Source organism: Mycobacterium sp. (assembly GCF_035697385.1).
Taxonomy (GTDB): Bacteria; Actinomycetota; Actinomycetes; order Mycobacteriales; family Mycobacteriaceae; genus Mycobacterium.
In genome coordinates this window covers 1-12,778 of sequence record NZ_DASSCY010000199.1, presented here as the reverse complement: position 1 = coordinate 12,778, position 12,778 = coordinate 1, and the positions used below count along the sequence as shown (strand labels likewise).

Genomic DNA, 12,778 nt, shown 5'->3' with positions numbered 1-12,778 from the left:
CAACGTTGCCGACCCGACGACCGGCGAGGTGACGATGGAGTACGTCAACGACCACCCGCCCGAGGCCGTCGCCAAGCTCACCCCCGGGCGCGAATTGGGTTGGCCCTATTGCAATCCGGATGGCGGCCCGGCGAACCTGCCGTTGATCCGTGACGTGCAGACCAACGCGGACGGCAGCCGACTCGACTGCGCGAGCCTGCCGCCCATCGAACAGAGCCTCGGCGCGCACGCCGCACCTCTCGGCATGAGCTTCACCGCTGGCGTACTACCGGCGCCGTACGCCAGCGGCGCACTCATGGGCGTGCACGGGTCGTGGAACCGCGAGCCGCCTCAGGCACCTGAGGTGTCCTTCTTCGCCTGGCGCGACGGCGGTTTGGGCAACCAGCAGACGCTTGTCGGCGGGTTTCAAGCCGACGACGGATCGCGGTGGGGCCGTCCGGTCGCCGCAGTGACGGGGCCCGATGGCGCGGTGTACATCACCGACGACTATGCGGGCGCCGTCTACCGACTGGCTCCCGGCCGTTAACGGACAGCGGTGCCGCGGCTACTGCGTCGCCCAGTGACACCCAGGTAGATGGCGATGAGGATGACTGCCACGAGGACGCCAGCCAGGAACGGTATGACGGCCCAGCCGCCGCCTTCGTTCTGGTAACCGAACAGGTTGTAGACGGCCCACGAGCCGACGAACGAGCCCAGTATGCCCAGCACGATCGTCATGATGACGCCGATATTCTGCTTGCCGGGCATGACCAGTCGCGCCAGCGCGCCGATGATCAAGCCGCCGATGACGGCCGAGATGATGGTCCAGAACATTTCCCCACTCCTCACGTGTCCCCGAATGCTTCACCGGGTTACCCACTCCGGCGCCGAAATCCACGCAATGCCAGTGCCGATGCGCAACTGTGATGCGGTTGTGACGAAAGTTGACAGTGCTTCTGCTGTGGCTAATGTTGTCTTGTTAGCTGTCTTGCTGAAGGGGCAACGGTGTCGATCCCAGCCGCAATCTCCGCGCGCTTCGTGGCCTGCGCCGCAGCGCTGATGTTGTGCGCCGCGCTGGCGACGACGGCCGGTGTCCCGAACGCCAAAGCGGCCAGCGGCAAGGACCTGCTGGCGAACGCCATCGCCACCACCCGTGGGTCATACCTGGTCTACAACTTCGGCGGCAGCGCCCCCGCTCCGATGCTCAACGCCGGCGGCGGCTGGTACGAGATGACCAGCGGCGGCCACTTGATGATCATCAAGGCCGCATCGCAGCGGCTCGCGCCTCGGCTGCTGGTCGACTCGCACGCCGGATATCAGGCCCGCTGCGAACGCGACCCGAGAGCGCGAACCGGTGAAGGGTTGTGGCAGGCCTCCGAGATCTTCACACCGCTGCAGGCGTGGCAGGCATTGGGACGACCGACGATCGCGATCAACGCCAACTTCTTCGACATCCGTGGGCAGAAGGGTGGCTCGTGGAAGTCGACAGGATGCAGTTCACCGCTGGGCGCCTACGTCGACAACACGCGCGGGCAGGGACGGGCCAACACCGCGGTCACAGGCACCCTCGCGTATGCCGGCAAGCAGGGACTATCCGGCGGGGGTGAGAGCTGGAGCGCGCTGACGACGATGATCCTGCCGGTCGCAGGCGCGCCATTTGTGGTGCCGCCCAAGGATACTCAGGACTTTGACGCGGCTACCCCGGTTATCCAGGGGCTGATGGACAAGGGCACACGGTTCGTCGCGGTAAGCGGCATCGGACTGCTCGCCCCCGGTGACACCGGGCAACTCAACGACGGTGGTCCCAGCGCGGCCCGTACGGCGCTCGCGTACGCGAAGGACAAGGACGAGATGTACGTCTTCCAGGGCGGCAGCTACACGCCGGACCAGATCCAAGATCTGTTCCGCGGGTTGGGAAGCGACACCGCCGTCCTGCTCGACGGCGGCGGCTCATCGTCGATCGTGCTGCGCCGCGACACCGGCGGCATGTGGGCCGGCGCCGGTGTGCCGGACGGGAATTGCGACACCCGACAGGTGCTGTGCGACTCACGCGAGCGGGCCCTGCCGAGCTGGCTCGCCTTCAACTAGGAATGCCCGAACAATGGTCATTGCCGACGGGCTGTCGCCCATTTCGACACCAGGACTGCCGCCGGGTCGTCCTGTCGGCTAATCCACGGCCCTGGTGTCGATCTCGGCGATAGCTGTCTGTCCCTTCCGGGGACGCCGCGCGGGCGTGAAAAATGGGTGTGGTCGCATCCGACTGTGCGGTTTCGTACGCGACACGCCGCGTCGGCGTATGAATTCGCACAGCCGGTAAGAGCCACCGCTCCTAGGCCGCTTTGTCTGACGCTCCGTTGTCCGCATCCGACGCGCTCTCGTTCTTGGCGTCGTCGCCCACCGTTCCGTTGTCCGGCTTGGCATGCTTCGGTGTCGTCTGCTTCGCAGGTTCTCCTGCAGACTCGTCCTCTTCAGAGTCCGGCTTGGCGTGCTTGGGCGTGTTCGATGCTTCTTCTGCCTCGTCGGTCGCGTCCTCCTCGGTCGCGTCCTCCTCGGTCGCGTCCTCCTCAGTCGCGTCCTCCTCGGTCGCATCTTTCTCGGTGGTGTCTTCCTCGGTCACGTCTTCTTCGACGACCTCTTCCTCAGCGACGTCTTCTTCGACGACCTCTTCCTCGACGACCCCTTCCTCGGCCTGCGTGTCTGCAGGTTCGGATTCCGCGGTGCTGGAAAGCGATTCGTCCGTCTCGGCCTCGGTGGACACTGGAATCATGCGGGCATTCGCAGCAGGCACCTCCGTGGCCGCCAGCGGAGACACCTGCTGAGTGGCAAGCGGGTTCAGGCCGCCGAGAACACTTTCGATCACATCGTTCAAAGCGCCCAGCGGACCCAACCCGCCACCGGTCAGCAGGTTGAACAACGTCGAAATGGCGTTGGGCGTCGCGGGAGTGGGATTGCCGCTGAAGAATTCCTTGGTGAAACCCTGAACCAGCAGATTGACGATGTCGAACGGTACCTGAAGCGGATTGATACCCGACGGGAACGAGAGGAACGGTGTAGGAACACCGGCCTCGGTCAGGGTCCTGGTGTAGGTGCCATCCGGGTTCCGAACGACATCGGTGTAGCCAAGGTTGTTGAGGGCCTCGAATGCCGGCGCCACCGCGTTGGCGAACATGCCAATGGGGTTGGTGGCCGCGGCGCCAAAAGTCATCAGGCTTATGACATCCGAGATCAAGTACAGCGGTTCAAGCACCGGCTGAGTCGCCGACGGCAAGGTGAGATACAGGTTGATCGCCAGCGGCTCTCCGAGCGGGTTATCGAGAATCTCCCCGAGCTGCGTCGTGAGTTGCTCGGTGATTGTTTCCGTGGTGAGGCCCCTGAGCATGTAGGTCGGCAGCGCCATCGCCATCAGGTTGTTCGCCAGCGAGAACGGGTTTGGCCATGCCGCAAGGTCCGACGACGGGTGGTACTGGACGCCTGCGTCAACCAGGACGGGAATGAGGTTCGCGCCACCCAATGAGAGGCCGGTGTTGAGTATCGGAATGCCGCCGCTACTCGAAACGTGGGTTTCCGGGTTCAGGGTGTTGATGCCAAACAACTCGGCGAGGGGATAGAAGCGCGAGAACGCCCCGCCGTTGGGGCGGGCGGGGTTGAACAACAACAGGAGCGGCAGCACTGTGACGCTGCCGAGCAGCGGGTTGACTCCGGCATAGTTCGCACCGCCGGGCTGGTTCGGCAGGTCGGCGAGGATCTTCTCGTATGCCGTGGCGAGAGCGAATGCGCCGAGCCCGACGCCGACAGTTACCGGCACCCGCACATGGACCACGTCGGGGACATCGATCGGCAGACCGCTGATCACCCCTTGGAGCAATGGAATCAACGGATTAGCCGGCAGCGTGGCGTTGAGGCGACCGAGCAAGGTGTTGAGCAGACCGACGGCGCCGATCTCGAGGTAATCGGTCTCGTTAATCTCCTTGGCAACCGCGTTCGGCAGTGACGGCACCCATCCCAGGTCCACCCCCAGCAGCTTCAGCGCGGTGAATAGCGGGCCGGCGGTTATGACGTTCAGCCCCGGGACATCCAGGTTGCCCAGATTGAGCGGATCGCTGAGATCAAGGCCGACTAAGTTCAGGAGGCTCAGAAGGTCCGTGACACCCTGCGCATTGGCAATTCCGAGAAGCTGCAGGACCGGGATGAGAACGGTGTCGGTGAGCAGCTCTCCGACGAGGCCGTCCAACACGGGGCCAAGATCGATTGGAATCTCGCCAAGCACCGGACCCAACACACTGTTCAGCAAGAAGTCCGGGTCACCCAAGAGGCCCTCGAGAAGGCTCTCGGGATCGAGGCCGGCCGCTTGCGCAAGCGCCGCGAGGTTGAAATTCTCGACAAGCCCCCTGATGACGAGTTCGGCAATGGCTTGCGAAAAGTCATATCCGAGAGTGCCGAGCCCACCGGTCAGATCGGGGATCTGGCCGGGAGACGGCCACGGATTGACTGCCGCCATGAGGTCGACGTTCTCGTCGACCACTTTCGCGGCGCTGGCCTTCGGCGGCGGAGCGGTGCCGACGGTCAGCGCGGTCGCCGTAGCGGTCGCCGCGCCGATGGCAACCACCTTCTTTGAAGTGCGGCCCATCTTGCGGTGCTTGCCTGTCATCTAAAGTTCCCCTTTCGACCAGCCCCCAGAACGTAACAGAGGCGTTAATTTGCGGAGCACACTTCGCGAAGATTTTTCGTTCGCAACGACCTCCGGTTCGGCAAACGGTTATTTGACGTCCTCGTTGATTTATATCTGCAGCGCAGTGGCGCAATCTGCGTGCCGATTGGTTGCGCACAGCGATGCGCACGGTTCCGTCTCGTCACATCGGGCCTGGTCCGCTCGGGGTTTGCCAATCCGCGCTCGTTGCCGCGTGAATGGTCAGCTATCGAGTGCCGCGGAATTCGTAACGACTTGTGCCACATCACAGTGGGTGAAGGGTCGCCTAACGCCCTTACGGGCACGTAAAGCGTCGTTAGCTAGCCTGCAGCGCCTGGGTCGCCGCGGCGACGGTCTGCCCGGCGTACCCGCCCCCGAACAGCACGACATGTGCCAACAGCGGGTAGAGCTGATGCAGCCCGACGCGCTGTCGCCAACCTGCACGCAGCGGCCGGTGGTTCTGGTAGCCGTCGAGCACCGCATCGAGATGCGGACATCCGAACAGCGCCAGCATCGCCAGATCGGTTTCCCGGTGTCCGCCGTGTGCTGCGGGGTCGATGAGGACAACGCCCTCCGGCGTCCACATGACGTTGCCGCTCCACAAGTCACCGTGAATGCGGGCCGGTGGGTCGCCATCGTCGAAATCACCGGCCTCACACCGCGATATCACCGCGTCGACGGCCTCGCGGATTGGCGAGTTCAACCGGTGAGCCGCGAGTTCGGCCATAGGCGCCAACCGCTCACGGGCATAGAAGACGTCCCACCGGTGGTGACCGATCAAAGACATCGGCAGCGGCTGATGCAGCGGCCCGAAGTACCCGGGCCCCGTCCAACCGTCGGGGGGCGAGCCGAACGCGTCGGCGCCGGCATCGTGGGTGTGTGCCAGCCGGCGACCGAATTCCTCGGCGGCAGCGCGCGTCGGCGTCACCGCTTCCAGCCGCTCCAACGTCAGGCTGACGTTGTCGTGCTCGATGACCCTGGCACACGGCACGCCGTTCTCTGCGGCCGAAAGCCATTGCAGCCCAGCGGCTTCGCAGGCGAAGAACCCGGTTGGGGCGGCCGTGTTGTGCTTGACGAACGTCGGCATGCCTACGGCTGGCGGGACACCCGGCGCAGCACCAGGTCTCGAACCCTGGTCGGCAGGTTCGTCATCACCGCCACCTGGACCTTGTTGGCCAGACCGACGACGTAACGGGCGCGCGGCCGGCGGGCGGTGAGCGCCTCCGCAACGACGGCCGATACCTTCTCGGCCGGCACGGCTATCTTCTGCGACATCGGGACCATCTTCTTCATGCCGGCGATGTGCTTGGCGTACAGATCGCGGTGCTCCGGCGTCAGCCCCGCCTCGAGGTCGGCGACCATGGCGTCGGCAGTGCGCCACATGTCGGTGTCGGTCTGTGCGGGCTCGATGATGACGACCGGTATCTTCCAGGGGCTCAGTTCCATTCGCAGCGCGTCGGCGGCGGCCTCCAGCGCGAACTTGCTCGCCGCATAGGCGCCGACAAGCGGCATCGACAGTCTGCCGTTGACGCTGGAGATGAACACGATCCGGCCGCGCGACTGCCGTAACCGCGGCAGCACCGCCTGTGTTACGGCGAGCTGCCCAATCACATTGACTTCCAACTGCTTTCGCCACTCGTCGGCGGTGAGGGTTTCCATTGCGCCGCCGACGGCAATGCCTGCGTTGTTAACGATCGCGTCGAGCCGCTGCGGTAGTGACTCGGTCAGCGCGGCGATGTGGTCCGCATCGGTGACATCGAGGATGACGGCAGAGATGCGTTGCGGATCGGCGTTGGTGACTGCGTCGGCGTCTTGTTGGCTGCGCACACCGGCGATCACATCCCAGCCCTGAGCGGCCAGGTGCTCGACGATCGACTTACCGATGCCCCGTGCCGCGCCGGTGACGAGTACTGATGGCATACCGCGAGACTAGCTGTCGGCGGCGTCGGGTCTTGGCGGACCGAACCAGAAGATGGCAGCACTGATGGCCACCACCAGGGCGGCCAGTGCGATCACCGGGGCGACCGTGAATCGCGTCATGGTCGCACCGACCACCGCTCCCCCGCACATCGTCAGCACAACGCTGTAGCGCAGCTTTTCACGGTGCCCGGTACCACCGGCGAGCCGGCTGTCGAATCCGATACCGACGATCGTCGACGTCAGCACCGTGGTCGACAGCTCCTGGATGCCGAACTGGCGCGCGGTCGCGTTCTGGCTGCCGAACGTGATCGCCAACCCCGCGATCAACCACAGCTTGGTGTTGTCGCGGTAATCCAGCACGCCGGCACCGGCCAGGATCGAAAGTGCGACCAGGACCACGACTTCCACGGACAGCGCGATGGTCAGCCAGCGGCGGACGTGGCTGTCCAGGTGCCGGGCCAGCCGGCCGCCAAGCACCGTGCCCACCACGAAGCTGGGGAAAGCGACGACGGCGGCGGTCAGGTCGACACCGGAGTGCGGGACAAACCAGAAGCCCAGGAAGATGACATTGCCGGTCATGTTCGCGACGAAGACGTGGCCGAGCACCAGCACGCTGATCGCGTCGACGATGCCGGTCGCGAATGTCAGCAACAGCAGGCCGGTCACCGTCAACCGGTCGGAGACCGGGGAGACGACAGGCACGGTCTGCGGGTTCCGGCCTACAGCCGCGGCGTCAGATCGAGCGACGTCACGGTCGACATTTTGGTGATCAACCATTTCGCGTCATGACGCTGCATCGTCAACCGGTACGACAGGTAGCGCCGCGAGGGGATGTTCTTCGTCACCGGGCTGGTGGCCACCGAGTTGGTGTACACGATCGCGGTGGCTTCCGACGGCGTCAGCGTTTCCACGGCCGCGCCCATGACCTGGGTGGTGTTGGTGACCTGGGCCTGCTTGTTCGGCGCGACGATCGCGTCGATGTACTTGCGGTACTCGTTCGCGAAGTCACCGCCGAGGTAGGTCGCCGAGCGGTCCGGCAACGAGTCCATGTTCTCCGGCGTATAGGTCCACAACGTGGTGATGGCGTTGGCCGCCGTTCGCGCGACATCAAGCTTGGTGTCCACCAGCGCGCGGTCGGCCAGGTACGGCTGCAGCGTCGCCGCTGCAAAGGCGACCGCGCCGACGAACAACGCCGCCGCTGCCATCGCGGCTATCTTCAGCCGCTTACCGGCAGGCCGGTGCGGGACCAGGATCACGTCGGACTCGGGAGCCTCCTCGGATTCGGTGGCCTCCGTCTCAGCGGACTCCTCGACTGGCTCTTCTGAGTCGATTGGTTCATCTTCGGTCGCCGGCTCGGCTGGGGCGACGGGCGTCGCGGTCCTGCCGGACTTGCCCACCGGCTTTCGCGACTGCGGCTTCGGCTCCTCGGGTTCGGTGGATTCGGCTGTGGCGTCAGTACTTTCGTCGACCGACGGCTCGGTTGCCTTGTCCTGACGGCCGAAACGCCACCACCGACGCGCTTTGGCTGCGGTCGCTTCGTCTTTCTCGGCGGCGCCCGTGGTCAGATCACCTGAATCAGCTGGCTGATCTTCCACTGCTGCCCCTCCTTGATAGCTGTTGCAACCCAACGGTTTCCGCTCTCGATCGTCGACTTCCCGTCAGCCGACTTCTGGGTGATCTTCGTGGCCACCAGGACGTCCGCGCTGCCGTTGTCGTTCCAGCGCTGTACGCCCGCCTCGAGCACGGTGCCCGTCGTCGGCTCGGCCTGAGCCACCGTGATCAGAATTTCGTTCTGCTTCTCCTTGAACATCTTGGCGAAGTCGCCGGTGCCCTGCGCCAGGATTCGGTCCGTGTACGCGTTGGCCTGAAACGGATCAAGCGTGGTGTACGCGGTCATGAACTCCCGGACGTATCCCAGCGCCGCCGCGTTCTTGACCGCGATGCGACGGTCGGTCTCGTGATGGATCAACATCAGCGTGCTTGCCGTGATCGCGGCGGCCATCAACAACACCGCCACGGTGGCAATGAGCGGCAGGCCCCAGCGTCGCGGCCGTTTCGGGGTGCCGCCGTCGAATCTCGAGAAGAAGTCGGACTCGTCGGCCTCGACCTTGCGCCGCGGGCTCATCGTCCGCCCTGATTCATCTGCGGCTTCTTCAACACCGTGAGATTGGCGACGCGCCAGCGACCGTCGCTCGATTTCTCGAAGTCCACCCGCACCGTCGCGGTGATGAACTTCAGGTCCTTCGGGTCGACGCCGCGCTGGCCTTGCATCGCCAACAACATCGCCGCCTGGTTGGGTGTTGCGGACAGCACCGCGCTGCTCACCGCCCAGTATTCGTTCGTGCTCGCGCCTGCCTGCTGCACCGCCTGCTGCTGGGCGATCAGTTGTGGCCGGTAGCCGTCGGTGGTCAGCGACTGCGCGTGGGAGAAGTCCTGCTGCAGCGTGTCGACGTTGTAACTCAACATCTGCTCGACGATGCGCGGCCCCTCCTCGGTGATCTGCTGGCGGGCCGTGTCGATCGCCCGCTCGTTCCGGTACACGACCAGGTAGCTCAGGCCCACGCCGGCCGCGCACACCAGGGTCGCGGCCAGCAGCACCACCGCAACGGGACGCCGCGCGTCACGGTGTGGCCGCTGCACCGTGTGCACCTCGGTACGCAGCAGCAGGTCGGCGAAGGTCCGGCGGCGGCGATCCCACAGTGGCCACAGCCAGCCGATGAACAGGGCCGCCGTGTCGAGCAGATGCGTGAGATCGCGGCCGACCAACCTCAGGACGCCTACATCGGCACCGTCGCGCTGCCGCACCGCAATTCCGAACAGCGCGCGCCCGAGCGACCATCCGGTGATCGTCGGCAGCAGCCACCGGTTGACCGCCGTCGCCAGCAGCACCAGCGCGGCCGCCACGGTGTACACCCACCACAGCCAGCCTCTCTGCGGTGCCATCAGCCAGAGCAGCGCCATGGTCGCGATCACGGCGACGCCCAGCAGCACATCCACGGCGAATGCGCCTGCGCGCGCCGGCCAGGACGCGAGCGGCTGCTCAGTCGTCGTGTCGTCTACGGAGGCGTCGGGTGTCACGTCGAGCACGGCCGTCACGAGGAGGTGACCTGATCCAGCTTGGCGACCTTGTACGTGCCGTCGGCGGGGGCCATCTGGACGCGCAGCCGGTAGCCCTGCTCCTGGTCGGCCGCCTGCGAGTTGGTGACTTTGACCCGGACCGCGACCAGCACGTCGACCGAGCCGTCGTCGTTGTGCTTCTCGACAGCGGCGCGGATGTCGGAGACGGCGACCTTGACGTCGGCGGCCTGGTACGCCTCGACCATCACGCTGCTGTAAAGGCTGGCCTGGGCGCCGAAATCACCCGTCGAACATTCGATGATCTTCGATTGCGCGGCGCTCATCGTCGCGGTGTCAGGCGCGTGCGTTGCCGCCACGCAATCCTTGGCCGCCTGCAACGCCGCCGCATCAGCGCGCTCGATCGCTTCGCCTTGGCCGTTGGACCGCAGCGCCAGGTAACCACCCACTGCGGCGCCCGCGGCCAACACCAGAAGCGTCGCGCAGATGCCGGCCACCCAGCCGACACCGAGCCGCGCGGGACGGCGGTCATCGGCGGCTGGTTCTTGAGATTTCTCGGCGGTTTCGGCGATCAGTTCTTCTGTGGATACTGCTAACGACTCATCGGGCTTTGCGACAGCATCGTCAGCACCGGTGGGGTTCAGCTGGCGGGTGCCAGCATCTCCTTCCATCCGTCGTCTCCTGGGTTACTCGAATTGCTGACGTTGTACGTCACGCCGTCAGGTCCGACCACCTCGCCACTGGTCGGGTTGTACACCGCGGTGGAGCCAGGTGGCCCTGGTGCCGGAGTGTACGTGCAGGGGTTGGGTTGCTGTCCACTGCACTGAACCGTGCCCTGGCCAGGTGGGCTCAGCGGATCGCTGATGGGGGCAGGTGACGACCCCGACGTCGACTGTGGCAACTCGTCCGCAGGTAGCGGATTGACGCCGTTGTTGACCGTCGGCGCCGGAATCACGCCGCGGCCAGGATTGACGCCTTGGTCGCAGCGCGCCCCCGGGGCCGGGCAGGACAGAATCTGGTTCGGGTCGCCGTACCAGGGGTTGGTTCCCAGCGGCACGTATGGCTCGTCGCTTCGGCATTCCCTTGGCGTCGCCGCGCGCTTGCCGGGGACGTCGGCGCACGGATAGTTACGGGCACCGCGAACCACGTTGGCCTGATAGTCCTTGGGAATCTTGCAATACGTGCCCGACGGCAGCGGACGCATGCTGGTGTCGGCAGGCGAGCGCCATTCCGACGCAGGCAGGAACCCTGTCAGACATGGCGGCGGCTGGTTGATCGACAAGGCAAGAGGGAGCTGGCCCTGGCCCTCGAACAGCGTGCCCGCCTGTGCCACCGAAGCGCCCTGCGGCAGGATCACCAATGTCTGCTCGAGACCCTTGTTGTACCGCTTGAGCATGTCGATGACGACCGACAGGTTGGCCAGCGTCTGCGGTAGTGAATCCCGCACGCCACTGAACACCGACGACACTTGATCCAGCGTCGGCGGCGCGTCCTGCAGAGCGCTGCGCAGTGCGGCGTCCTGCTCGGCCGACTGCGCAGCCAGCGTGTTCAGATTGCGCGACCACTGCTCGATCGCGTCACCGGATTGAACCTGGCTGTCCAGGATCGGCGCCGAATTCGCAATGATGTCGTTGACCTGCGGCAGATTTTCCCTGAACCCCGATGCAAGGTTCGTCGTGGAGTCGACCAACCGCTGCAGTGCGGGGCCCAATCCGCCTACCGCGTTTGCGGTTTCGGTCAGCAACCCGTCGATCTTCTCCTTGGGCAGTACCGCCAGTCCTTCGTTGGCGGCATCCAACGCCGGACCGACCTCGCTGGGCACCGTGGACCGGTCCACGGGGATCGTGTATCCGGGGCTGAGGAACTGGCCGGGATTACCGGTCGACACCAGGTCCAGGAACTGCTCGCCGATGGCCGAGACCGAGTGGACATTGGCCGTCGCGTCGGCCGGGATCTTGTAGCGGTCGTCGATGCTCATGGTCGCCAGCGCACCGGTGTCGGTCGGCTCGACCGAGATGACCTTGCCGATCTGGGTTCCCCTGTACGTGACGTTGGACGTCGCATACAGCCCGCCGGAGCGGGGCAGTTCGGCCTTCAGCTCGTACTGGCCGATCGCAAACGGCTGCAGCGACGGCACTCGCAGGTAGTACCAGCCCAAGACGACCAGCGCGACGATCGTCAGGATGGTGAACAGCACCAGCTGGATCTTGATAAAACGTGTCAGCACAGCTCACTCACCCCTTTCGACCAGCGGCCCGCCGGGCACGTCGTGCGGGTTCGGCGTGAACCGCACATCCGGGATCATCGTCGCCGGGTCACGTCCCCAGGCCTGCTCGAGCGCGCGCAGCATGCCCGAAACGCCTGTGCCGGAAAGGATCCCGTTGTCCACCGCCGACAGCGTCAGGTCGACCATCAGTGACACGTTGAGGTAGTCACCGCGAACCACCTTCGGCACGTTCTCGATCGAGAACGGCGCGGTCAGCATCAGCTTGAGCGCACCGATCAGGTATGGAGACGCCCTGCCCAGCTGCTTGAGTGGCCGCTGCAGGTTCTCCAGGTTGGTGTTCAGGTTGTCGCTCGCCGGCGCCAGCGCGTTGTCGGCGGCCACACTGATCCTGCCGAGGGCCTCCACCGCATCGGCGAACAGATCGCGGGTGTCGGCGAAATGCTTGATCAGCGGCGGGAACTCGGTGAGCACCCGGTCAAGAGTCTCGTTGCGCTGACCGACGATCGTCAACAGCCGGTTCGTGGAATCGATTGCGCGCGTGATGTCTTGGCGCTGCTGGTTGAGCTCGTCGGTGAAGGTGTCCAACTTGTTGAGGAACTCGCGGATCTGATCGGCCCGGCCGGTCAGCACGTTGTTGAGTTCGGTCTGGATCACTTCGAGGTTCTGGACACCACCGCCGCGGAGAATGGTTGCGATGCTCGCCAGCACCCGTTCGGTGGTGGGGAACGCCGAACTGTTCTGCAGCGGAATGACACTGCCGTTGCGCAGTAACTGCGACGACGGGTTCGGCGGCGGGTCCAATTGCACGTGCTGGCTGCCAAGTAGGCTGGTCTGACCGATCTTGGCCAGCGTGTTCTCTGGCAGCTTCACACTGGACTGCAGATCCAGGG

12 protein-coding genes and 1 pseudogene are annotated in these 12,778 nt (G+C 65.2%); 2 read left to right on the top strand and 11 right to left on the bottom strand.

What is annotated here, in order from left to right; all coding sequences use genetic code 11:
• Window positions 1-526: pseudogene (locus VFH65_RS16180) on the top strand (gluconolaconase); the annotation flags it as partial.
• On the opposite strand, the gene VFH65_RS16175 reads toward VFH65_RS16180, so the two are convergent.
• On the bottom strand, window positions 523-813 hold the full coding sequence (locus VFH65_RS16175) for a GlsB/YeaQ/YmgE family stress response membrane protein (protein WP_353322789.1): 291 nt from the start codon (window positions 811-813) through the stop codon (window positions 523-525). The pseudogene VFH65_RS16180 and the gene VFH65_RS16175 overlap by 4 nt on opposite strands.
• 225 nt (window positions 814-1,038) lie before the next feature.
• Here VFH65_RS16175 and VFH65_RS16170 point away from each other — a divergent pair, with 225 nt between their 5' ends.
• Window positions 1,039-2,067, top strand: a complete 1,029-nt coding sequence (locus VFH65_RS16170; RefSeq protein ID WP_353322791.1) for a phosphodiester glycosidase family protein — start codon at window positions 1,039-1,041, stop codon at window positions 2,065-2,067.
• Window positions 2,068-2,308: 241 nt separating this feature from the next.
• On the opposite strand, the gene VFH65_RS16165 is transcribed toward VFH65_RS16170, so the two are convergent.
• From VFH65_RS16165 to VFH65_RS16120, 10 genes are all read right to left on the bottom strand, one after another.
• On the bottom strand, window positions 2,309-4,627 hold the full coding sequence (locus tag VFH65_RS16165) for an ATPase (protein ID WP_353322788.1): 2,319 nt from the start codon (window positions 4,625-4,627) through the stop codon (window positions 2,309-2,311).
• A gap of 355 nt (window positions 4,628-4,982) precedes the next feature.
• A complete protein-coding gene (locus VFH65_RS16160; RefSeq protein WP_353322787.1) occupies window positions 4,983-5,753 on the bottom strand; it encodes a fructosamine kinase family protein in 771 nt (256 codons plus the stop codon).
• 2 nt (window positions 5,754-5,755) lie between these two features.
• A complete protein-coding gene (locus VFH65_RS16155; protein ID WP_353322786.1) occupies window positions 5,756-6,586 on the bottom strand; it encodes an SDR family oxidoreductase in 831 nt (276 codons plus the stop codon).
• A 9-nt stretch (window positions 6,587-6,595) separates the two neighbouring features.
• The gene (locus VFH65_RS16150) at window positions 6,596-7,288 is read right to left on the bottom strand and encodes a YoaK family protein (RefSeq protein ID WP_353322785.1); all 693 of its coding nucleotides are present in this window, start codon (window positions 7,286-7,288) and stop codon (window positions 6,596-6,598) included.
• A gap of 17 nt (window positions 7,289-7,305) precedes the next feature.
• A complete protein-coding gene (locus VFH65_RS16145) occupies window positions 7,306-8,181 on the bottom strand; it encodes a mammalian cell entry protein (protein WP_353322784.1) in 876 nt (291 codons plus the stop codon).
• Entirely contained in the window at window positions 8,148-8,711 is a 564-nt protein-coding gene (locus VFH65_RS16140) for a mammalian cell entry protein (RefSeq protein WP_353322782.1), read from the bottom strand. The genes VFH65_RS16145 and VFH65_RS16140 overlap by 34 nt, the downstream gene beginning before the upstream one ends.
• The gene (locus VFH65_RS16135; protein ID WP_353322780.1) at window positions 8,708-9,682 is read right to left on the bottom strand and encodes an RDD family protein; all 975 of its coding nucleotides are present in this window, start codon (window positions 9,680-9,682) and stop codon (window positions 8,708-8,710) included. Before VFH65_RS16135 ends, VFH65_RS16140 begins: the two co-directional genes overlap by 4 nt.
• Window positions 9,679-10,332, bottom strand: coding sequence for a hypothetical protein (locus VFH65_RS16130; protein ID WP_353322778.1), 654 nt, complete (start codon window positions 10,330-10,332; stop codon window positions 9,679-9,681). Before VFH65_RS16130 ends, VFH65_RS16135 begins: the two co-directional genes overlap by 4 nt.
• Window positions 10,302-11,888: a virulence factor Mce family protein gene (locus VFH65_RS16125; RefSeq protein WP_353322777.1), complete on the bottom strand. Its 1,587-nt coding sequence runs from the start codon at window positions 11,886-11,888 to the stop codon at window positions 10,302-10,304. Before VFH65_RS16125 ends, VFH65_RS16130 begins: the two co-directional genes overlap by 31 nt.
• A gap of 3 nt (window positions 11,889-11,891) precedes the next feature.
• A partial coding sequence (locus VFH65_RS16120; RefSeq protein WP_353322775.1) for an MCE family protein occupies window positions 11,892-12,778 on the bottom strand: 887 nt, incomplete at its 5' end.

Bases quoted from the DNA above. Each gene is read 5' to 3' on its own strand.
- VFH65_RS16175 (WP_353322789.1), bottom strand. From the start codon at position 813: ATGTTCTGGACCATCATCTCGGCCGTCATCGGCGGCTTGATCATCGGC.
- VFH65_RS16170 (WP_353322791.1), top strand. From the start codon at position 1,039: ATGTTGTGCGCCGCGCTGGCGACGACGGCCGGTGTCCCGAACGCCAAA.
- VFH65_RS16165 (WP_353322788.1), bottom strand. From the start codon at position 4,627: ATGACAGGCAAGCACCGCAAGATGGGCCGCACTTCAAAGAAGGTGGTT.
- VFH65_RS16160 (WP_353322787.1), bottom strand. From the start codon at position 5,753: ATGCCGACGTTCGTCAAGCACAACACGGCCGCCCCAACCGGGTTCTTC.
- VFH65_RS16155 (WP_353322786.1), bottom strand. From the start codon at position 6,586: ATGCCATCAGTACTCGTCACCGGCGCGGCACGGGGCATCGGTAAGTCG.
- VFH65_RS16140 (WP_353322782.1), bottom strand. From the start codon at position 8,711: ATGAGCCCGCGGCGCAAGGTCGAGGCCGACGAGTCCGACTTCTTCTCG.
- VFH65_RS16130 (WP_353322778.1), bottom strand. From the start codon at position 10,332: ATGGAAGGAGATGCTGGCACCCGCCAGCTGAACCCCACCGGTGCTGAC.